The organism is Streptomyces sp. NPDC093586 (genome assembly GCF_044764905.1).
Lineage (GTDB): Bacteria > Actinomycetota > Actinomycetes > Streptomycetales > Streptomycetaceae > Streptomyces.
Genome location: NZ_JBIWJA010000023.1, coordinates 95,008 through 115,109, shown reverse-complemented (window position 1 = coordinate 115,109; position 20,102 = coordinate 95,008). Strand labels below are relative to the sequence as shown.

General features: G+C 70.9%; 20 protein-coding genes. 19 read left to right on the top strand and 1 reads right to left on the bottom strand.

What is annotated here, in order from left to right; genetic code table 11:
- Window positions 1–852: a peptidylprolyl isomerase gene (locus ACIRFH_RS23505; RefSeq protein WP_403524061.1), complete on the bottom strand. Its 852-nt coding sequence runs from the start codon at window positions 850–852 to the stop codon at window positions 1–3.
- A 191-nt stretch (window positions 853–1,043) separates the two neighbouring features.
- On the opposite strand from ACIRFH_RS23505, the gene ACIRFH_RS23500 reads away from it, so the two are divergent.
- The 19 genes from ACIRFH_RS23500 to nusB all read left to right on the top strand — a co-directional run bounded on the left by ACIRFH_RS23500 (window position 1,044) and on the right by nusB (window position 19,975).
- Window positions 1,044–1,748: an MBL fold metallo-hydrolase gene (locus ACIRFH_RS23500; protein ID WP_403524058.1), complete on the top strand. Its 705-nt coding sequence runs from the start codon at window positions 1,044–1,046 to the stop codon at window positions 1,746–1,748.
- A 13-nt stretch (window positions 1,749–1,761) separates the two neighbouring features.
- Window positions 1,762–3,024 (top strand): histidine--tRNA ligase, encoded by a 1,263-nt coding sequence (gene hisS, locus ACIRFH_RS23495; protein ID WP_403524055.1) that lies wholly within the window; start codon window positions 1,762–1,764, stop codon window positions 3,022–3,024.
- Window positions 3,025–3,227: 203 nt separating this feature from the next.
- Window positions 3,228–3,887: a vitamin K epoxide reductase family protein gene (locus ACIRFH_RS23490; protein ID WP_403524052.1), complete on the top strand. Its 660-nt coding sequence runs from the start codon at window positions 3,228–3,230 to the stop codon at window positions 3,885–3,887.
- Between the two features lie 66 nt (window positions 3,888–3,953).
- Window positions 3,954–5,309 (top strand): replication-associated recombination protein A, encoded by a 1,356-nt coding sequence (locus tag ACIRFH_RS23485; RefSeq protein WP_403524049.1) that lies wholly within the window; start codon window positions 3,954–3,956, stop codon window positions 5,307–5,309.
- Window positions 5,310–5,605: 296 nt separating this feature from the next.
- Window positions 5,606–6,220, top strand: coding sequence for a 30S ribosomal protein S4 (gene rpsD, locus ACIRFH_RS23480; RefSeq protein WP_030973190.1), 615 nt, complete (start codon window positions 5,606–5,608; stop codon window positions 6,218–6,220).
- A 257-nt stretch (window positions 6,221–6,477) separates the two neighbouring features.
- A complete protein-coding gene (locus ACIRFH_RS23475) occupies window positions 6,478–6,921 on the top strand; it encodes a DUF948 domain-containing protein (RefSeq protein WP_403524045.1) in 444 nt (147 codons plus the stop codon).
- A gap of 7 nt (window positions 6,922–6,928) precedes the next feature.
- Window positions 6,929–7,279 (top strand): hypothetical protein, encoded by a 351-nt coding sequence (locus ACIRFH_RS23470; protein WP_403524042.1) that lies wholly within the window; start codon window positions 6,929–6,931, stop codon window positions 7,277–7,279.
- On the top strand, window positions 7,279–9,951 hold the full coding sequence (gene alaS / locus ACIRFH_RS23465; protein ID WP_403524039.1) for an alanine--tRNA ligase: 2,673 nt from the start codon (window positions 7,279–7,281) through the stop codon (window positions 9,949–9,951). The genes ACIRFH_RS23470 and alaS overlap by 1 nt, the downstream gene beginning before the upstream one ends.
- A gap of 7 nt (window positions 9,952–9,958) precedes the next feature.
- A complete protein-coding gene (ruvX, locus tag ACIRFH_RS23460) occupies window positions 9,959–10,423 on the top strand; it encodes a Holliday junction resolvase RuvX (RefSeq protein WP_403524036.1) in 465 nt (154 codons plus the stop codon).
- 127 nt (window positions 10,424–10,550) lie between these two features.
- A complete protein-coding gene (gene mltG / locus ACIRFH_RS23455; protein WP_403524033.1) occupies window positions 10,551–12,365 on the top strand; it encodes an endolytic transglycosylase MltG in 1,815 nt (604 codons plus the stop codon).
- On the top strand, window positions 12,346–13,185 hold the full coding sequence (locus ACIRFH_RS23450; protein ID WP_403524030.1) for a shikimate dehydrogenase: 840 nt from the start codon (window positions 12,346–12,348) through the stop codon (window positions 13,183–13,185). Before mltG ends, ACIRFH_RS23450 begins: the two co-directional genes overlap by 20 nt.
- A gap of 48 nt (window positions 13,186–13,233) precedes the next feature.
- Window positions 13,234–13,569, top strand: a complete 336-nt coding sequence (locus ACIRFH_RS23445; protein WP_403524027.1) for a hypothetical protein — start codon at window positions 13,234–13,236, stop codon at window positions 13,567–13,569.
- A 158-nt stretch (window positions 13,570–13,727) separates the two neighbouring features.
- Window positions 13,728–14,912: a chorismate synthase gene (aroC, locus tag ACIRFH_RS23440; protein WP_403524024.1), complete on the top strand. Its 1,185-nt coding sequence runs from the start codon at window positions 13,728–13,730 to the stop codon at window positions 14,910–14,912.
- Complete coding sequence (locus ACIRFH_RS23435) at window positions 14,909–15,424, top strand: shikimate kinase (protein ID WP_403524021.1); 516 nt, start codon at window positions 14,909–14,911, stop codon at window positions 15,422–15,424. The genes aroC and ACIRFH_RS23435 overlap by 4 nt, the downstream gene beginning before the upstream one ends.
- Window positions 15,421–16,512 (top strand): 3-dehydroquinate synthase, encoded by a 1,092-nt coding sequence (gene aroB / locus ACIRFH_RS23430; RefSeq protein WP_403524019.1) that lies wholly within the window; start codon window positions 15,421–15,423, stop codon window positions 16,510–16,512. The genes ACIRFH_RS23435 and aroB overlap by 4 nt, the downstream gene beginning before the upstream one ends.
- A 248-nt stretch (window positions 16,513–16,760) precedes the next feature.
- Window positions 16,761–17,618: a Pro-rich N-terminal domain-containing protein gene (locus ACIRFH_RS23425; RefSeq protein WP_403524016.1), complete on the top strand. Its 858-nt coding sequence runs from the start codon at window positions 16,761–16,763 to the stop codon at window positions 17,616–17,618.
- 179 nt (window positions 17,619–17,797) lie between these two features.
- On the top strand, window positions 17,798–18,904 hold the full coding sequence (locus ACIRFH_RS23420; RefSeq protein ID WP_403524012.1) for an aminopeptidase P family protein: 1,107 nt from the start codon (window positions 17,798–17,800) through the stop codon (window positions 18,902–18,904).
- A gap of 67 nt (window positions 18,905–18,971) precedes the next feature.
- A complete protein-coding gene (efp, locus tag ACIRFH_RS23415; protein WP_059420847.1) occupies window positions 18,972–19,538 on the top strand; it encodes an elongation factor P in 567 nt (188 codons plus the stop codon).
- A 2-nt stretch (window positions 19,539–19,540) separates the two neighbouring features.
- Window positions 19,541–19,975 carry a transcription antitermination factor NusB gene (gene nusB / locus ACIRFH_RS23410; protein WP_189230641.1) on the top strand — a complete coding sequence of 145 codons (435 nt, stop codon included), beginning with the start codon at window positions 19,541–19,543 and terminating at the stop codon, window positions 19,973–19,975.
- The last annotated feature ends 127 nt before the right edge of the window (window positions 19,976–20,102 follow it).

The following is a 20,102-nucleotide window of genomic DNA, read 5'->3' as shown; positions in this document are numbered from 1 at the left end:
TCAGGATTTCGTGACCGTCGCCTTGTTGATCACGACCGTCGCGTTGGGCGCGGTGTTCCCCGTCGTCGGGTCCATGGGCTGCGCCCCGGCGTCCGCGATCTTCTTGAGCACCTTCATGCCCGCCTCGGACACCGTGCCGAACGGCGTGTAGTCGGGCGGCAGCTGACTGTCCTGGTAGACCAGGAAGAACTGGCTGCCCCCGGTGTTGCGCCCCTGCTGCGTCTGCGCGTTGTACTGGTTGGCCATCGCGACCGTGCCCGCCGGGTACACGTTGCCCTTGAGGCTCGCGTCCTTCAGGTTCTCGTCGGGGATCGTGTAGCCGGGGCCGCCCGTCCCGGTGCCCTGAGGGTCGCCGCACTGGAGCACGTAGATGCCGGCGTCGGTCAGCCGGTGGCACTTCGTGTGGTCGAAGTAGCCCTTGCCCGCGAGGAAGTCGAACGAGTTGACCGTGTGCGGCGCCGCCGACGCCTTCAGCGCGATGTCTATGTCACCGCAGGTGGTCGACAGCTTCATCGAGTACTTCGCCGACGTGTCGATGGCCATCGCAGGTTCCTTCTTCCAGGTCTGCGTCGCGGCCTTGCCGTCGGCGGGCTTGTCGCACGGGTCCGCCGCCTTGCTGCTCGCGGAGGCGCTCGGGGTGACCTCCGCGCTCGCGTTCGTCTTGTCGTCGTCGTCCCCGAGGACCACTCCGGTCGCGTACAACGCGCCGCTGCCGATCAGGACGACGCCGAGCCCCGAGGCGATCGCCGCGTTGCGCATGCGTGCCTTGCGGCGCGCGGAGGTGCGTCGCTGCTGCTGCCGCAAGAACTTCTCCCGGGCGAGCTGACGCCGCCGCTGCTCCTGGCTGACCACCGGGTTCTCTCCTCATGCGTCGTGATGCGTCGTGTGTGCCGACCGGCACGCGTGCGCGTGACGAACCGACCGCGTGCGTGTAGCCCCGTACCGTATATGGGTTAGCTGAGGAAACGGCACCGCCGGTAGGCTCTGACCACGGGCGCAGCCCGCCCGCAGCCCACCCGTACCGACACAAACCAAGGACGAACGTGCTCATTGCCGGGTTCCCCGCCGGGGCCTGGGGGACGAACTGTTACCTCGTCGCCCCCGCCGCCGGTGAGGAGTGCGTGATCATCGACCCCGGCCACCAGGCCGCCCAGGGAGTCGAGGACGCACTCGCCAAGCATCGGCTCAAGCCCGTCGCCGTCGTCCTCACCCACGGCCACATCGACCACGTGGCCTCGGTCGTCCCCGTGTGCGGCGCGCACGACGTGCCGGCCTGGATCCACCCCGACGACCGCTACATGATGAGCGACCCCGAGAAGGGGATCGGCCGCAGCATCGGCATGCCGCTGATGGGCGAACTCACCGTGGGGGAGCCGGACGACGTCAGGGAGCTGACCGACGGCGCGAAGCTGCACCTGGCGGGCATGGAGCTGACGGTCGCGCACGCGCCGGGCCATACCAAGGGGTCGGTGACCTTCGGCCTGCCCGAGGCGGCGGACATCCCGCCGATCCTCTTCTCGGGCGACCTGCTGTTCGCCGGCTCCATCGGACGCACGGACATGCCGGGCGGCTCCATGGACGACATGCTGGCGTCCCTCGCCCGTGTCGTCCTGCCGCTCGACGATCCGACCGTGGTGCTGTCCGGCCACGGCCCCCAGACGACCATCGGCCAGGAGCGCGCCACCAACCCGTATCTGCGGCAGGTGGCGGCCGGCCAGGGCGCCGAGGCGCCCCGACGAGGAATGTGACGAGAGACCTTCCGTGAGCACCTTCAAGGCCCCCAAGGGCACGTACGACCTGCTGCCGCCCGACTCCGCCAAGTACCTGGCCGTGCGCGAGGCGATCGCCGCCCCGCTGCGCAACTCCGGCTATGGCTACATCGAGACGCCCGGCTTCGAGAACGTCGAGCTGTTCGCGCGCGGCGTCGGCGAGTCCACCGACATCGTCACCAAGGAGATGTACGTCTTCGAGACCAAGGGCGGCGACCGGCTCGCCCTGCGCCCGGAGACCACCGCTCCCGTGCTGCGCGCGGTCCTGGAGGCCAACCTGCACAAGGCGGGCAACCTGCCGGTGAAGGTCTGGTACTCGGGCTCCCAGTACCGCTACGAGCGTCCGCAGAAGGGCCGTTACCGCCACTTCTCCCAGGTCGGCGCCGAGGCGATCGGCGCCGAGGACCCGGCGCTCGACGCTGAACTGATCATCCTGGCCGACCAGTCGTACCGCTCGCTGGGCCTGCAGAACTTCCGCATCCTGCTCAACTCCCTGGGCGACAAGGAGTGCCGCCCCGTCTACCGGGCCGCACTCCAGGACTTCCTGCGCGGCCTCGACCTGGACGAGGAGACGCTGCGCCGCGCAGAGATCAACCCGCTGCGCGTCCTGGACGACAAGCGCCCCGACGTGCAGAAGCAGCTCACCGACGCCCCGCTGCTGCGCGACTACCTGTGCGACGCCTGCAAGACGTACCACGAGGAGGTCCGCGAGCTGATCACGGCGGCGGGCGTGGTCTTCGAGGACGATCCGAAGCTGGTGCGCGGTCTGGACTACTACACGCGCACGACGTTCGAGTTCGTCCACGACGGCCTGGGCTCGCAGTCCGCGGTGGGCGGCGGCGGCCGCTACGACGGACTGTCCGAGATGATCGGCGGCCCGTCCCTGCCGTCGGTGGGCTGGGCCCTCGGCGTCGACCGCACGGTGCTCGCCCTGGAGGCGGAGGGAATCGAACCGGACATCCCCTCCGCCACCTCGGTCTTCGCGGTCCCGCTGGGCGAGGAGGCCCGCCGGATCCTGTTCGCGAAGGTCACCGAGCTGCGCAAGAACGGCGTCGCCGCCGACTTCTCCTACGGCGGCAAGGGCCTGAAGGCCGCGATGAAGGCCGCCAACCGCTCGGGCGCGCGTTACGCCCTGGTCCTCGGCGAGCGCGACCTGGCCGAAGGCGTCGTCCAGCTCAAGGACATGGAGTCCGGCGAGCAGACCGCGATCGGCGTCAACGAGATCGTCGCGGAACTGGAGTCCCGGCTCGGCTAGCAGCCCGTACCGACGCTCCGTACGCCTTGGGGGTGCACGCGTTCGTTCGCGTGTGCCCCCGGCGAACGGACATCGGCCGGAACGCCACGCCCACGGGCCATCACCGGTGCGTTCTTATGTCCAGTGAACGGTGCCCGCACAGGCCCATGCGGCACAATGGCCCTGCCCGAAGCAGGTCCACCTCACATGACGGAATCGGCGTGATGAGCAAGACGACAGTGAAGGACGTCTCCACCGTGGCAGAGCCCGCGCCGGAACCCACCGGAACACCGCGTACCGAGGGCGGCAGCCGTGCCTTCGCCCTGCTGCTGGTGATCACGGGCGCCGCCGGGGTGCTCGCCGCGTGGGTCATCACGCTCGACAAGTTCAAACTGCTCGAGGCCAAGGTCGCGGGCACGACGTTCACCCCCGGCTGCAGCCTGAACCCGGTCGTCTCCTGCGGCAGCGTCATGGAGAGCGACCAGGCGGCCGTCTTCGGCTTCCCCAATCCGATGCTGGGCCTGGTCGCCTACGGGATCGTCGTCTGCGTCGGCATGAGCCTGCTCGCCCGGGCCCGCTTCCCACGCTGGTACTGGCTCACCTTCAACGCGGGCACGCTCTTCGGGGTGGGCTTCTGCACCTGGCTGCAGTTCCAGTCCCTGTACCGGATCAACGCCCTGTGCCTGTGGTGCTGCCTCGCCTGGGTCGCCACGATCATCATGTTCTGGTACGTCACGTCCTTCAACGTCCGCAAGGGCTTCCTGCCCGCGCCGAGCTGGCTGCGCGGTTTCTTCGGCGAGTTCGCCTGGGTCCCGCCGGTGCTGCACATCGGCATCATCGGCATGATGATCCTGACCCGCTGGTGGGACTTCTGGACCAGCTGACGGGCCGGCCCACGGGCCTGCCGACGCGCCCGTCGCGTTGTCAGTGCGGTCCTTTAGGGTTCTTGCGTGGAGCCCGACCTGTTCACCGCCGCAGCAGAAGAACGCCAGGAGAAGGACCCGACCGGCAGCCCCCTCGCCGTGCGGATGCGCCCGCGCACCCTCGACGAGGTCGTCGGCCAGCAGCACCTGCTCAAGCCCGGATCGCCGCTGCGCCGGCTCGTCGGCGAGGGCGCCTCCGGTCCCGCCGGGCCTTCCTCCGTGATCCTCTGGGGCCCGCCGGGCACCGGCAAGACGACCTTGGCGTACGTCGTCTCCAAGGCCACCAACAAGCGGTTCGTGGAGCTGTCGGCGATCACCGCGGGCGTCAAGGAGGTCCGCGCGGTCATCGACGGCGCCCGCCGCGCCGTCGGGGGATACGGCAAGGAGACCGTCCTCTTCCTCGACGAGATTCACCGCTTCAGCAAGGCCCAGCAGGACTCCCTGCTCCCGGCCGTCGAGAACCGCTGGGTCACCCTGATCGCCGCCACCACCGAGAACCCGTACTTCTCGGTGATCTCCCCCCTGCTCTCCCGCTCCCTCCTCCTGACCCTCGAACCCCTCACCGACGACGACGTCCGGGGCCTGCTCCGCCGCGCCCTGACCGACGAGCGCGGTCTGGGCGGCGCCGTCACCCTCCCCGAGGACACCGAGGACCACCTGCTGCGCATCGCCGGCGGCGACGCCCGCCGCGCGCTGACCGCCCTGGAGGCCGCCGCGGGGGCCGCGCTCGACAAGGGCGAGGGCGAGATCGCCCTGACCACGCTGGAGGAGACGGTCGACCGGGCGGCGGTGAAGTACGACCGCGACGGCGACCAGCACTACGACGTCGCCAGCGCCCTGATCAAGTCGATCCGCGGCTCCGACGTGGACGCCGCCCTGCACTACCTGGCCCGCATGATCGAAGCCGGGGAGGACCCCCGCTTCATCGCCCGCCGCCTGATGATCTCCGCCAGCGAGGACATCGGTCTCGCCGACCCGAACGCGCTGCCCCTCGCCGTCGCCGCCGCCCAGGCCGTCGCCATGATCGGCTTCCCCGAGGCCGCCCTCACCCTCAGCCACACCACCATCGCCCTGGCCCTCGCCCCCAAGTCGAACGCTGCCACCACCGCCATCGGCGCCGCCCTGGACGACGTGCGCAAGGGGCACGCCGGGCCCGTTCCGGCCCACCTGCGCGACAGCCACTACAAGGGCGCGGGCAAGCTCGGACACGGACAGGGCTACGTGTACCCGCACGACCTGCCGGAGGGCATCGCCGCCCAGCAGTACGCCCCGGACGAGCTGAAGGACCGCACGTACTACGCCCCCACCCGGCACGGCGCCGAGGCCCGGTACGCGGACGCGGTGGAGTGGACCCGGGAGCACCTCGGTCGCAAGCGGCCCTGAGCAGCCTGTAGAATCGCCCGAAGCGCTGAGTTCCGTGCAGTCAGAACGGGACAACCAGCCGGAACCCCCAGCGGGTTCCAGGAGCGTCGCGCACCGTCGACCGGTGTCGCGGGCAGCCCACCACCACCCGGAGCTCCGGGAACGGTCGGTGGGCCACTCGCGTGCTGCACGTATGTGCCCAGACCAGGGGAGCGGCTGCCCGGCAGGTCCCGAGCGGACCCGGCGGGATTCCCCGGCTGCGGATGCGACCTCCCTCAACCCTGACAAGCCGGAAACTCAGAAAAGAGACACAGACAGTGGCGAACCAGTCCCGCCCCAAGGTCAAGAAGTCGCGTGCCCTCGGCATCGCGCTGACGCCGAAGGCCGTCAAGTACTTCGAGGCCCGCCCCTACCCGCCGGGTGAGCACGGCCGCGGCCGCAAGCAGAACTCGGACTACAAGGTCCGTCTGCTCGAGAAGCAGCGTCTGCGCGCGCAGTACGACCTCAGCGAGCGCCAGCTCGTCCGCGCCTACGAGCGTGCCTCCAAGACCAACATGAAGACCGGCGAGGCCCTGGTCATCGAGCTCGAGCGCCGTCTCGACGCGCTGGTCCTGCGTTCGGGCATCGCCCGCACGATCTACCAGGCCCGCCAGATGGTCGTCCACGGCCACATCCAGGTCAACGGCCAGAAGGTCGACAAGCCGTCCTTCCGTGTCCGCCCGGACGACGTCGTGCAGGTGCGCGAGCGCTCCAAGGAGAAGACCCTCTTCACGATCGCCCGTGAGGGTGGCTTCGCCCCCGAGGGCGAGACCCCGCGCTACCTCCAGGTGAACCTCAAGGCCCTGGCGTTCCGCCTGGACCGCGAGCCGAACCGCAAGGAGATCCCGGTGATCTGCGACGAGCAGCTCGTCGTCGAGTACTACGCCCGCTGATCCAGCCGGACGTCAGTACCCCCGCGGTACCTCAGCCCGTCGTCTCCCCGCCCCTTCGGGTGGGCGAGGCGGCGGGCTGCCGCGTGTCCGGGCCCGCCCGGCCGCCCGCACACGACCCCCGCCGTCCGGTTCCACCGGATCCGCCCCCGGCGCGGACGGTAATCCGGTACGGAGCCCCGCGCCCGGCGCGATAGGCTCGGTGCACGACTTTCTCGATGTTCTCGATGTTCAGGCACGTTTCAGGGAGCGGGTGCGCAGTGTCCGGTGGCGAGGTGGCCGGGATCCTGGTGGCCGTCTTCTGGGCGATCCTGGTCTCCTTCCTCGCCGTCGCACTGGCGAGGCTGGCCCAGACGCTCAGGGCGACCACCAAGCTGGTGGCGGACGTGACCGACCAGGCCGTCCCGCTGCTGGCCGACGCCTCCTCGGCGGTGCGCTCCGCGCAGACCCAGATCGACCGGGTCGACGCGATCGCCTCCGACGTCCAGGAGGTCACGTCGAACGCCTCGGCGCTGTCGACCACCGTGGCCTCCACCTTCGGCGGGCCGCTGGTCAAGGTCGCGGCGTTCGGCTACGGCGTGCGCAGGGCACTCGGCGGACGCAAGGAGGGCGTGCCCGCGGGCCCGGCCAAGGAGCCGCGGCGCACCGTGATCGTCGGCCGTACGATCCCGGAAGCGCGGCGGACGAAGCGGAAGAAGGACTGATCCAGCGATGTTCCGCCGTACGTTCTGGTTCGGCACCGGTGTCGCCGCCGGTGTGTGGGCCACCACCAAGGTCAACCGGAAGCTCAAGCAGCTGACCCCCGACAGCCTCGCCGCGACCGCGGCGAACAAGGCGGTCGAGGCGGGCACCCGGATCAAGGACCGCGCGGTGGGCTTCGCCCTCGACGTCCGCGACAACATGGCCCAGCGGGAGGCCGAACTGGACGACGCGCTCGGGCTGAACGCCCCCGTCGACCGCGAACTGCCCGCGGCCCGGCGGTACACCGCCATCGAGAACCGTAACGACCCGAGGTACGTCGACAGGACGACGTACTCGTACAACCGGAATGAGGACCACTGATGGAGTCGGCCGAGATCCGCCGCCGCTGGTTGAGCTTCTTCGAGGAGCGCGGGCACACCGTCGTCCCTTCGGCGTCGCTCATCGCGGACGACCCGACTCTGCTGCTGGTCAACGCCGGCATGGTGCCCTTCAAGCCGTACTTCCTCGGCGAGGTCAAGCCGTCGTTCGACCGCGCCACCAGCGTCCAGAAGTGCGTGCGCACGCCGGACATCGAAGAGGTCGGCAAGACCACCCGGCACGGCACGTTCTTCCAGATGTGCGGCAACTTCTCCTTCGGCGACTACTTCAAGGAAGGCGCCGTCAAGCTCGCCTGGGAGCTGCTCACCAGCCCCCAGGACAAGGGCGGTTACGGTCTCGACCCCGAGCGTCTGTGGATCACCGTCTACGAGGACGACGACGAGGCCGAGCAGATCTGGCGCGACGTCGTCGGCGTCCCCGCCGAGCGCATCCAGCGTCTGGGCAAGAAGGACAACTTCTGGTCCATGGGCGTGCCCGGCCCCTGCGGCCCCTGCTCCGAGATCAACTACGACCGCGGCCCCGAGTTCGGCGTCGAGGGCGGCCCCGCCGTCAACGACGAGCGGTACGTGGAGATCTGGAACCTCGTCTTCATGCAGTACGAGCGGGGCGAGGGCACCGGCAAGGAGGACTTCGAGATCCTCGGGGACCTGCCGAGCAAGAACATCGACACCGGCCTCGGCCTGGAGCGCCTCGCCATGATTCTGCAGGGCGTGCAGAACATGTACGAGATCGACACCTCCATGGCCGTCATCAAGAAGGCCACCGAGCTGACCGGCGTGGCCTACGGCGACACCCACGCCTCGGACGTCTCCCTGCGCGTGGTCACCGACCACATCCGCACCGCGGTGATGCTCATCGGCGACGGCGTCACCCCCGGCAACGAGGGCCGCGGTTACGTCCTGCGCCGCATCATGCGCCGCGCCATCCGCAACATGCGCCTGCTCGGCGCCACCGGTCCGGTCGTCAAGGACCTGATCGACGTCGTGATCGGCATGATGGGGCAGCAGTACCCCGAGCTGATCACCGACCGTGAGCGGATCGAGAAGGTCGCCCTCGCCGAGGAGAACGCCTTCCTCAAGACCCTCAAGGCCGGCACCAACATCCTCGACACCGCCGTCAGCGAGACCAAGCAGGCCGGCGGCACGGTCCTCTCCGGCGACAAGGCGTTCCTGCTCCACGACACCTGGGGCTTCCCGATCGACCTCACCCTGGAGATGGCCGCCGAGCAGGGCCTGTCCGTGGACGAGGACGGCTTCCGGCGCCTGATGAAGGAACAGCGGGAGCGGGCCAAGGCCGACGCCCAGGCCAAGAAGACCGGCCACGCCGACCTCGGTGCCTACCGCGAGATCGCCGACCGCGCCGGCGCCACCGACTTCATCGGCTACACCGACACCGAGGGCGAGTCCACGATCGTCGGCATCCTCGTCGACGGCGTCTCCTCGCCGGCCGCCACCGAGGGCGACGAGGTCGAGATCGTCCTCGACCGCACCCCGTTCTACGCCGAGGGCGGCGGCCAGATCGGCGACACCGGCCGGATCAAGGCCGACTCCGGCGCCGTCATCGAGGTCCGCGACTGCCAGAAGCCGGTCCCGGGCGTCTACGTCCACAAGGGCGTCGTCCAGGTCGGCGAGATCACCGTCGGCGCCAAGGCCCACGCCGCCATCGACGACCGGCGCCGCAAGGCCATCGCCCGCGCCCACTCGGCCACCCACCTCACCCACCAGGCCCTGCGCGACGCCCTCGGCCCGACGGCCGCCCAGGCCGGCTCCGAGAACCAGCCCGGCCGCTTCCGCTTCGACTTCGGCTCGCCCTCCGCCGTGCCGACGGCCGTGATGACCGACGTCGAGCAGAAGATCAACGAGGTGCTCGCCCGCGACCTCGACGTCCGCGCCGACGTCATGGGCATCGACGAGGCCAAGAAGCAGGGCGCCATCGCCGAGTTCGGCGAGAAGTACGGCGAGCGCGTGCGCGTCGTGACCATCGGCGACTTCTCCAAGGAGCTGTGCGGCGGCACCCACGTGCACAACACCGCCCAGCTCGGCCTGGTCAAGCTGCTCGGCGAGTCGTCCATCGGCTCGGGCGTGCGCCGCATCGAGGCCCTGGTCGGTGTGGACGCCTACAACTTCCTCGCCCGTGAGCACACGGTCGTCGCCCAGCTCCAGGAACTGATCAAGGGCCGTCCGGAGGAGCTCCCGGAGAAGGTCTCCGCCATGCTCGGCAAGCTCAAGGACGCCGAGAAGGAGATCGAGAAGTTCCGCGCCGAGAAGGTCCTGCAGGCCGCCGGCTCGCTCGCCGACTCCGCCAAGGACGTGCGCGGCGTCGCCCTGGTGACCGGCCAGGTCCCGGACGGCACCACCGCCGACGACCTGCGCAAGCTGGTCCTCGACGTGCGCGGCCGCATCCAGGGCGGCCGGGCCGCCGTGGTCGCCCTCTTCACGACGGCGAACGGCAAGCCGCTCACCGTGATCGCCACCAACGAGGCCGCCCGCGAGCGCGGTCTCAAGGCCGGCGACCTGGTGCGCACCGCCGCCAAGACCCTCGGCGGCGGCGGTGGCGGCAAGCCGGACGTCGCCCAGGGCGGCGGCCAGAACCCGGCCGCCATCGGCGACGCCGTCGACGCCGTCGAGCGCCTCGTCGCCGAGACCGCGAAGTAGGCGGGCGATGCGCAGAGGCCGCCGGCTCGCGATCGACGTCGGGGACGCCCGTATCGGGGTCGCCTCGTGCGACCCCGACGGGATCCTCGCCACCCCGGTGGAGACCGTCCCCGGGCGCGACGTCCCGGCGGCGCACCGCCGCCTGCGTCAGCTGGTCGAGGAGTACGAGCCCATCGAGGTCGTCGTCGGTCTCCCTCGCTCCCTCAAGGGGGGCGAGGGCCCGGCCGCGGCCAAGGTCAGGGGCTTCGCACAGGAGCTGGCCAAGGGCATCGCGCCCGTGTCCGTACGGCTGGTCGACGAGCGGATGACGACCGTGACGGCGAGCCAGGGGCTGCGCGCCTCGGGCGTGAAGTCCAAGAAGGGGCGGTCGGTCATCGACCAGGCCGCCGCGGTGATCATCCTTCAGCAGGCACTGGAATCCGAACGGGTGTCAGGCCATGCACCCGGCGAGGGCGTCGAAGTGGTCATCTGATCGCGATACGGTAACGTTCCGCGCGATGCGGCGGCATTCGAACAGCCCCCGCACAGCAAGAGGCGGAACGGAAGCCGGCCCCCATGACAGGCCGCGCGGACCGCCGCCTCGCGGCTCTAGGGGATCGATGACTGAGTATGGCCGGGGCCCAGGCTCCGAACCGTGGCATCCCGAGGACCCGTTGTACGGGGACGGCGGATGGGGCGGACAGCATGCCCAGGCGGCTCAGCAGTCCCCCTACGACGGCGAGCAGCCGCAGCAGCAGTCGCAGTACGGTGACTGGGGTGACGGCGGGCAGGGCGCGTACGGGCAGCAGCAGTACGACCAGTACGGTCAGCAGTCTCCCGGGCCCCAGTACGACCAGTACGGTCAGCAGTCTCCCGGGCCCCAGTACGACCAGTACGGCGGGCAGTCCCCCGAGCCGCAGTACGACCAGCACGGTCAGCAGTCCTCCGGGCCCCAGTACGACCAGTACGGCGGGCAGTCCCCCGAGCCGCAGTACGACCAGTACGGCGGTCAGCGGTACGACCAGCAGTACCCGGCCCAGGCACAGTCCGAGCAGGGGCAGGGCTACGACGACGGCGGCTGGGGGACCGGCGCGCGTCCCCACGCGCAGTACCCGGGCGACCCGTCGGATCCCTACGGCCAGCAGAACGCCGCCTACGGCGAGGAGCAGCCCGACTTCTACGGCACCCCGGAGGCGTACCCGCCGCCGGAGCCGCCCGGCCGTCGGCGGACCGATCCCGGACCGCGGAGCACCGACGAGGACCCCGGTTCCGACGAGGGGGAGCAGGCACTCTCCGACGGCGAACCCGACGGCGGCGGTCGCGGCGAGCGCAGGGGCCGGGGCGGCAAGCCCAAGAAGGGCCGCAGCGGTCTCGCCTGCCTCGTGGTCTGTCTGGTGCTCGGCGGCGGTGTGGCCGGCGTCGGCTACTTCGGCTTCCAGTTCTACCAGGATCGTTTCGGCGCGGCCCCGGACTACGCGGGCAATGGCAACGGCCAGAAGGTGACCGTCACCATCCCCAAGGGCGCGGGCGGGGCGACGATCGGCCAGGAGCTCAAACGCCAGGGCGTGGTGAAGAGCGTCGACGCCTTCATCAGCGCCCAGCAGAGCAATCCCAACGGCAAGAGCATCCAGGACGGCGTGTACACGCTGCAGAAGGAGATGTCGGCGGCGAGCGCGGTCGAGCTCCTGCTGAGTCCGGAGAGCCGCAGCAACCTGATCATCGCCGAGGGCTCGCGCAACGTACAGGTCTACACGAAGATCGACACGCAGCTCGGCCTGAAGAAGGGCACCACCGCCGAGGTCGCCAAGAACCAGTGGAAGACCCTCGGTCTGCCCGAGTGGGCGATGAACCACCCGAACGTCAAGGACCCGCTGGAAGGATTCCTCTACCCGTCCAGCTACGCCGCGGCCAAGGGCCAGAAGCCCGAGGACGTGCTCAAGCAGATGGTCACCCGCGCCAACGAGCGGTACACGGAACTCGGCCTGGCGTCGAAGGCCGAGAGCATGGGTCTGGACGGTCCCTGGCAGCTGCTCACCGTGGCGAGCATGCTGCAGGCCGAGGGCAAGAACCACGACGACTTCCGCAAGATGTCCGAGGTCATCTACAACCGGCTCAAGCCCACCAACACCGAGACCAACCAGTTGCTCCAGTTCGACTCGAGCTACAACTACGCGAAGGGCCAGAGCAACATCCACATCGGCGAGTCCGAGATCAACAGCGACAAGGACCCGTACAACACCTACACCAACAAGGGCCTGCCGCCCGGACCCATCGGCAACCCCGGGGACGAGGCGCTCCAGGCGGCGATGAACCCCACGGACGACGGCTGGATCTACTTCGTGGCCACCGACGGCATGAACAAGACCGAGTTCGCCCGCACCCATGACGATTTCCTGAAGCTGAAGGCGAAGTTCGATGCCAGCTCCGGCAACTGACCCGCGCCGGGCCGCCGTTCTCGGCTCCCCGATCGCCCACTCCCTCTCCCCGGTGCTGCACCGCACCGCCTACGCGGAGCTGGGCCTGGAGGGCTGGACGTACGACCGCTTCGACGTCGACGAGGCGGCGCTGCCGGGCTTCTTCGAGAAGCTGGGCCCGGAATGGGCGGGGCTGTCGCTGACCATGCCGCTCAAACGGGCGGTGATCCCGCTGCTCGACGAGATCAGCGAGACGGCCGCCTCCGTGGACGCGGTGAACACCGTCGTCCTCACCGAGGACGGCCGCAGGACCGGCGACAACACCGACATCCCCGGCATGGTCGCCGCCCTGCGCGAGCACGGCATCGAGAAGGTCGACACCGCCGCCGTCCTCGGCGCCGGCGCCACCGCCTCCTCCGCGCTGGCCGCGTTGGCCCGGGTCTGCACCGGCGAGGTCACCGTGTACGTACGCAGCGAGGCGCGCGCCGCCGAGATGCGGGGCTGGGCCGAGCGGCTGGACGTCGGCGTGCGTATCGCCGACTGGGCGCACGCCGAACAGGCGCTGCACGCCCCGCTGGTCGTGGCCACCACACCCGCCGGTACCACCGACGCGCTGGCCCATGCCGTGCCCGGGATGCCCGGAACCCTCTTCGACGTGCTGTACGACCCCTGGCCGACCGCGCTCGCGGCCCGCTGGTCGGCGTACGGTGGTGCCGTCGTCAGTGGCCTCGACCTGCTGCTGCACCAGGCGGTGCTCCAGGTCGAGCAGATGACGGGCCGCGCCCCGGCGCCGCTGGCCGCCATGCGGAGAGCAGGCGAGCGCGCCCTCGCGGAACGCTAGGATCCGTCCGGTTCCGCAGGGGGCGGAACCGGGAGGGGAAGACGATCCATGTCCGCAGGCATGCCTCTGGCATCCACCAAGAGCCAGATATTCGAGGCCGTACTGGGCTTTCTGCCCGACTGGGTGCAGATCACGGTGCTCGCCCTGATCGTGCTCGCCGTCGTCGCGTCCTGGGTGGTCAAGCTGGTGCGCCGGATCGCCCACCGGCGCGCGGCGCGAAGCGGTGCGCCGGTCCGGGCGGCGGCGCGGCACGGCCAGGGCAGCGGCGCCGACCACCTCGGTCCCTACGCGCCGCCGCGGGCATCGCCCCGGCCGCAGCCGAGCGGCGCCGATTTCCTCGGTTCCTACGCTCCCCGGCAGCGTCAGGGCGACGGCTCCGCCTGAGCCGCCCGTCCGCCAGATGGACCGGCGGCCGGGGGAGCCGCCCGGACGTGGGAGGATCGGAGGTGGCGGGCCGGCTCCGCGCACCCGGTCACGCCGTCGCCGTACGCGAGGAGACGTGTACGCAGGGCAGTACCGGGCGCGAGCACTGAGGAGCACCGTTGAGCAGGTTGCGCTGGCTGACCGCGGGGGAGTCCCACGGTCCCGCACTCGTCGCGACGCTGGAGGGTCTGCCCGCCGGTGTGCCGATCACCACGGACATGGTGGCGGACCATCTGGCGAGGCGGCGGCTCGGCTACGGTCGCGGTGCGCGGATGAAGTTCGAGCGGGACGAGGTCACCTTCCTCGGCGGTGTCCGTCACGGCCTCACCATCGGTTCCCCGGTCGCCATCATGGTGGGCAACACCGAGTGGCCGAAGTGGGAACAGGTCATGGCGGCCGACCCGGTCGACCCGGAGGTGCTGGCGGGACTGGCCCGCAACGCCCCGCTGACCCGCCCCCGGCCCGGCCACGCCGACCTCGCCGGCATGCAGAAGTACGGCTTCGACGAGGCCCGGCCGGTCCTGGAGCGCGCCTCCGCGCGCGAGACGGCGGCCCGGGTGGCCCTGGGCGCCGTGGCGCGGTCGTACCTGAAGGAGACGGCCGGCATCGAGATCGTCAGCCACGTCACCGAGCTGTGCTCCGTGAAGGCCCCGCAGGGCGTGTACCCCACCCCGGCGGACGTCGAGAAGCTGGACGCCGACCCGCTGCGCTGCCTGGACGCGGACACCTCCAAGGCGATGGTCGCGGAGGTCGACCAGGCCCACAAGGACGGCGACACGCTCGGCGGTGTGGTCGAGGTGCTGGCGTACGGCGTCCCGGTCGGCCTCGGTTCGCACGTGCACTGGGACCGCAAGCTGGACGCCCGCCTCGCCGGTGCCCTGATGGGCATCCAGGCGATCAAGGGCGTCGAGATCGGCGACGGCTTCGAGCTGGCCCGGGTGCCCGGCTCCAAGGCGCACGACGAGATCGTCAATACGCCCGAGGGAATCCGCCGCGTCTCCGGCCGCGCCGGCGGTACCGAGGGCGGCCTGTCCACCGGTGAGCTGCTGCGGGTCCGCGCCGCGATGAAGCCGATCGCGACCGTGCCGCGCGCCCTGAAGACCGTGGACGTGACCACCGGCGAGGCCGCGCAGGCCCACCACCAGCGCTCCGACGTCTCCGCGGTCCCGGCCGCCGGCATCGTCGCCGAGGCGATGGTCGCCCTGGTCCTCGCGGACGCGGTGGCGGAGAAGTTCGGCGGCGACAGCGTCACCGAGACCCGCCGCAACGTCACCTCGTACCTCGACAACCTGGCCATCCGATGAGCACCCCGCTGATCGTCCTGGTCGGACCGATGGGCGTCGGCAAGTCCACGGTCGGGCGACTGCTCGCCGAGCGCCTCGGCACCGGGTACCGGGACACGGACGAGGACATCGTCTCCGCGCAGGGGCGGAGCATCTCCGAGATCTTCGTGGACGACGGCGAGCCCGCCTTCCGCGCCCTGGAGAAGCAGGCCGTGCGCACGGCCCTCGCCGAGCACGACGGCGTCCTCGCCCTCGGTGGCGGCGCGATCCTCGACGCGGACACCCGCGACCTGCTCGCCGGGCAGCGCGTCGTCTATCTGTCGATGGACGTCGAGGAGGCGGTCAAGCGCACCGGCCTGAACGCCGCGCGCCCCCTGCTGGCGGTCAACCCGCGCAAGCAGTGGCGCGAGCTGATGGAGGCCCGCCGCCACCTCTACGAGGAGGTCGCCGCGGTCGTCGTGGCCACCGACGGACGGACGCCCGAAGAGGTCACCCAAGCCGCCCTGGACGCACTGGAGTTGAAAGAAGCATGAGCGAGGCAGTCACCCGGATCCAGGTCGGCGGTACCGCGGGATCCGATCCCTACGAGGTCCTGGTGGGCCGTCAGCTCCTGGGCGAGCTGGCCGGGCTGATCGGCACCAAGGCCAAGCGGGTCGCCGTCATCCACCCCGAGGCGCTCGCCGAGACCGGTGACGCGCTGCGCGCCGACCTCGCCGAGCAGGGCTACGACGCGATCGCCATCCAGGTGCCCAACGCCGAGGAGGCCAAGACCGCCGAGGTCGCCGCCTACTGCTGGAAGGCGCTCGGCCAGTCCGGGTTCACCCGCACCGACGTCATCGTCGGCGTCGGCGGCGGTGCCAGCACCGACCTCGCCGGCTTCGTGGCCGCGACCTGGCTGCGCGGCGTGCGCTGGATCGCCGTCCCGACCACCGTGCTGGCCATGGTCGACGCGGCCGTCGGCGGCAAGACCGGCATCAACACCGCCGAGGGCAAGAACCTCGTCGGCGCCTTCCACCCGCCGGCCGGCGTCCTGTGCGACCTGGCCGCCCTGGACTCCCTCCCGGTCAACGACTACGTCTCGGGCCTCGCCGAGGTCATCAAGGCCGGCTTCATCGCCGATCCGGTGATCCTCGACCTGATCGAGTCCGACCCCCAGGCCGCGCGCACCCCGGCCGGACCGCACACCGCAGAGCTGATCGTGCGCTCCATCAAGGTCAAGGCCGAGGTCGTCTCGTCCGACCTCAAGGAGGCGGGACTGCGGGAGATCCTGAACTACGGCCACACCCTGGGCCACGCCATCGAGAAGAACGAGCGCTACAAGTGGCGCCACGGCGCCGCCGTCTCCGTCGGCATGCACTTCGCCGCCGAACTGGGCCGCCTCGCGGGCCGGCTGGACGACGCCACCGCCGACCGTCACCGCACCATCCTCGAAGCGGTCGGCCTGCCGCTCCACTACCGCTACGACCAGTGGCCCAAGCTGGTGGAGAACATGAAGGTCGACAAGAAGTCCCGCGGCGACGTGCTGCGCTTCATCGTCCTGGACGGCCTGGCCAAGCCCACCGTCCTGGAGGGCCCCGACCCGGCCGTCCTTCTCGCCGCCTACGGCGAGGTGGGCGAGTAGATCCCCCGTCGTACCTTCCGTCCGATTCGCCTTGCGGGGACGGGCACTTCGGGCCGTCCCCAGCCGTTCACCACAGGACGGCCGGGGACGGTACCGTTCGGGCGGAGCCCCTCCCGCGCCCTTTAGGCTGTGGGGGACAGCGGGTACCCCTCCCGCTGTCAGCGCCCATCGCCTGCGGCGAGTGAGCCGAAGGGGCCGCAGCGCCCCGGAGGCGACCGAGCCCGAAGAACGAGACGGAGTGGCACCGGATGCAGCACGCAGTGGGTTCTCCGCTGCCGCCGCCCCCTCAGCCGGGGCACGGACCGGCCGTCGGCTGGTCCCCGGCCGCACATCACCCGGGCCCGCACCAGGGTTCCGCCCCCGTGCCCCCACCGATGGCCCCGGGGCACCCCATGCAAGCCCCCCACCAGGTCTCGCACCAGGCCCCCCACCAGGTCCCGGCACCGCCGCCCGTGCCGGACACCACCGGGCACGTCCCGCTGCCGCCCGGCGGCCCCGTCGCCGCGCCCGGCACGCCGCCCGCCACGGCCCCCGCACCCGACCCGGCCACCACCACCCTCGCGGTGCTGCTCATCGGCCCCGCCGGCGCCGGCAAGACCAGCGTCGCCAAGTACTGGGCGGACCACCGCAGGGTCCCCACCGCCCACATCAGCCTCGACGACGTGCGCGAATGGGTCCGCTCGGGCTTCGCCGACCCCCAGTCCGGGTGGAACGAGAACTCCGAGGCCCAGTACCGCCTCGCCCGCCGCACCTGCGGCTTCTCCGCGCGCAACTTCCTCGCCAACGGCATCTCCTGCATCCTCGATGACGCCGTCTTCCCGGACCGCCCGGTCGTCGGACTCGGCGGCTGGAAACGGCACGTCGGCCCCGGCCTGCTCCCGGTCGTCCTCCTGCCCGGACTGGACGTCGTCCTGGAGCGCAACGCCGAGCGCAGCGGCAACCGCCGGCTCACCGACGAGGAGGTCGCCCGCATCCACGGCCGCATGGCCGGCTGGTACGGCTCGGGCCTCCCGATCATCGACAACTCCCAGCTGGACGTGCCGGAAACGGCCCAGGTCCTGGACGAGGTCCTGGCCCGCTCGATAGCCAGCCCCCCGAACTGGTGAACGCGGGGAGACGAGCGCGCCCCGAAGGGGCGCGGGGAACTGCGCGAGAAGCCCCACCGGCCCGCAGACGCCGTACGACAACCCGCCCACCCCGGACCGCGCACCCGGTATACCGAAGCGCACCGCCCACTCGGCCCTCCCGAGCGGCGCCCCCCGAGTGGAGCTCTTACGCTCGGGTCATGTCAGAGGTGTACGCGGCCCGCCGGACGCGCCTACGAGAACGCTGCAACGCGGGCGGCAGCGCGGCGGCGCTCGTCTCCCGGCCCGCCAACGTGCGCTATCTCGCGGGCGCCACCCCGCACGGCGCCGTGCTGCTGCTGGGCAAGACCGAGGATCTCCTGGTGTGCTCCGGCCCGCCGGACGAGCGGCCCACGGAGGGCAGGTCCGACGAGGCCCTGCCGCTGCGCGCCCTGTCAGGCCCCGGCGGTGACCCGGCCGTCGCCGCCACCGACCTCGCCGCGGCCCAGGGCGCCGAGTCCCTCGCCACCGAGGACCACCACCTCACCGTCGCCCGGCAGCGTGCCATGCGTTCGGTCGCGCCCGGACTGCGCCTGACGGACCTCGGTCAGGCCGTCGAGCAGCTGCGAGTGGTCAAGGACGAGGAGGAGATCTCCTGCCTGCGGATCGGCGCCGAGATCGCCGACCAGGCCCTCGGCGAACTTCTGGAGTCCATCCTCGTCGGCCGCACCGAGCGGCACCTCGCCCTGGAACTGGAACGCCGCCTGGTCGACCACGGCGCCGACGGCCCCGCCTTCCCCACCTCCGTCGGCACGGGCCCGAACTCCGGGCGCCGCGGTCACCGGCCCACCGACCGGCGCGTGGAGGAGGGTGACTTCCTCTCGGTGTGCCTGGGTGCGACGTACCGCGGTTACCGCTGCGAGATCGGTCGTACGTTCGTCATCGGCACCTCGCCGGCCGACTGGCAGATCGAGCTGTACGACCTCGTCTTCTCCGCCCAGCGGGCCGGCCGGGAGGCCCTCGTACCCGGTGCCGCCTGCCGTGATGTGGACCGCGCCGCCCGCCAGGCACTGGACTCCGCGGGGTACGCGGAGAACCTTCCGGCCCTCACCGGTCACGGTGTGGGACTCGAAATCGACGAGGACCCGCAATTGGCCCCGGCGGCCATGGGTAAACTGGACGCTTGTGTGCCGGTCACCGTCGAACCGGGGGTCCACCTCCCGGGCCGGGGCGGTGTCCGGATCGATGACACGCTCGTCGTGCGCCCCGAGGCGGACGGCGGACCCGAGCTACTCACCATCACGACCAAGGAGCTGCTCGCGCTCTAGCCTCGCGCTGTGCGCATGCCTGCACCGGGGTCGTCCACGTCAGTCCAGTCCAGGAGATTCCGCAACCGTGGCTTCCACGAACGACCTCAAGAACGGCATGGTGCTCAAGCTCGAAGGCGGCCAGCTCTGGTCCGTCGTCGAGTTCCAGCACGTCAAGCCCGGCAAGGGCCCGGCCTTCGTGCGCACCAAGCTCAAGAACGTGCTTTCCGGCAAGGTCGTCGACAAGACCTTCAACGCCGGCGTCAAGGTCGAGACGGCCACTGTCGACAAGCGTGACATGCAGTTCTCGTACATGGACGGCGACTACTTCGTCTTCATGGACATGGAGACCTACGACCAGCTCATGGTCGACCGCAAGGCCGTCGGCGACGCCGCCAACTTCCTCGTCGAGGGCTTCACCGCCACCGTCGCCCAGCACGAGGGCGAGGTGCTCTTCGTCGAGCTGCCCGCCGCCGTCGAGCTGACCGTCCAGGAGACCGAGCCGGGCGTCCAGGGCGACCGCTCCACCGGTGGCACCAAGCCCGCCACGCTGGAGACCGGCCACCAGATCCAGGTCCCGCTCTTCATCACCACCGGTGAGAAGATCAAGGTCGACACCCGCACGAGCGACTACCTCGGCCGGGTGAACAGCTAACCGTGGCTGCTCGCAACACGGCCCGCAAGCGCGCCTTCCAGATCCTCTTCGAGGGCGATCAGCGCGGCGCCGACGTCCTGACGGTCCTCGCGGACTGGGTCCGGCACTCCCGGTCCGACACCCGGCAGCCGCCGGTGAGCGAGTACACGATGGAGCTCGTCGAGGGCTACGCCGAGCGTGCCAAGCGCATCGACGAGCTCATCGCCCAGTACTCGGTCGGCTGGACGCTCGACCGGATGCCGGTCGTCGACCGCAACATCCTGCGTCTCGGCGCGTACGAGCTGATCTGGGTCGACGCGACCCCGGACGCCGTCGTCCTCGACGAGATGGTGCAGCTGGCGAAGGAGTTCTCCACGGACGAGTCGCCGGCGTTCGTCAACGGTCTGCTCGGCCGGCTGAAGGAACTGAAGCCTTCGCTGCGCCGTGACGAGGCCTGACGGAGACGGACACAGACGCCGGAGGGGCGGCGGCCACCCGTGTGGGGTTGGCCCCGGCCCCCCGCGGCGCCCCCGGGGCCCCCCCCCCCCCCGGCCCCCAAACGCCCCCCGGGGGGGGGGCGCCCCA

Coding starts and splice junctions, on each gene's coding strand:
- ACIRFH_RS23490 (WP_403524052.1), top strand. CDS start 3,228: ATGAGCAAGACGACAGTGAAGGACGTCTCCACCGTGGCAGAGCCCGCG.
- ACIRFH_RS23470 (WP_403524042.1), top strand. CDS start 6,929: ATGTTCCGCCGTACGTTCTGGTTCGGCACCGGTGTCGCCGCCGGTGTG.
- alaS (WP_403524039.1), top strand. CDS start 7,279: ATGGAGTCGGCCGAGATCCGCCGCCGCTGGTTGAGCTTCTTCGAGGAG.
- ruvX (WP_403524036.1), top strand. CDS start 9,959: ATGCGCAGAGGCCGCCGGCTCGCGATCGACGTCGGGGACGCCCGTATC.
- mltG (WP_403524033.1), top strand. CDS start 10,551: ATGACTGAGTATGGCCGGGGCCCAGGCTCCGAACCGTGGCATCCCGAG.
- ACIRFH_RS23450 (WP_403524030.1), top strand. CDS start 12,346: ATGCCAGCTCCGGCAACTGACCCGCGCCGGGCCGCCGTTCTCGGCTCC.
- ACIRFH_RS23445 (WP_403524027.1), top strand. CDS start 13,234: ATGTCCGCAGGCATGCCTCTGGCATCCACCAAGAGCCAGATATTCGAG.
- ACIRFH_RS23435 (WP_403524021.1), top strand. CDS start 14,909: ATGAGCACCCCGCTGATCGTCCTGGTCGGACCGATGGGCGTCGGCAAG.
- aroB (WP_403524019.1), top strand. CDS start 15,421: ATGAGCGAGGCAGTCACCCGGATCCAGGTCGGCGGTACCGCGGGATCC.
- ACIRFH_RS23425 (WP_403524016.1), top strand. CDS start 16,761: ATGCAGCACGCAGTGGGTTCTCCGCTGCCGCCGCCCCCTCAGCCGGGG.
- ACIRFH_RS23420 (WP_403524012.1), top strand. CDS start 17,798: ATGTCAGAGGTGTACGCGGCCCGCCGGACGCGCCTACGAGAACGCTGC.